The sequence below is a fragment of the Halomonas sp. SIMBA_159 genome (genome assembly GCF_046536035.1).
GTDB classification, from domain to species: Bacteria; Pseudomonadota; Gammaproteobacteria; order Pseudomonadales; family Halomonadaceae; genus Vreelandella; species Vreelandella venusta_A.
In genome coordinates, this window is record NZ_JAWJBT010000904.1 from 1 (window position 1) to 260 (window position 260).

The following is a 260-nucleotide window of genomic DNA, read 5'->3' on the forward strand; positions in this document are numbered from 1 at the left end:
GGTGTCTTTACGTTGTTTGTTACCATTTTGATGTATACCTTGTTTCCGGATACCTCACCGCGCGCTGCTCGCCAGATGCCGGCTAAACCGCTGAGCAACCAACGCCATGAAGTGATCCTGGCAACAACGGTGGCAACCCTGTCGTTTCTGGTATTTCAGAGCTTTGATCTGATTGATTCGCTGTCGGCACAGATAGCATCGGTACTGGTGTTGTTTCCGCTAAACTGGCACGGCGCCGGCGAAGCAGGCTGGAACCGTGC

At 53.5% G+C, this 260-nt stretch carries 1 pseudogene; it reads left to right on the plus strand.

Annotated elements, in window-relative coordinates:
- Positions 1-260 (plus strand): annotated as a pseudogene (locus R0J87_RS21870) (DUF2955 domain-containing protein); the annotation flags it as partial.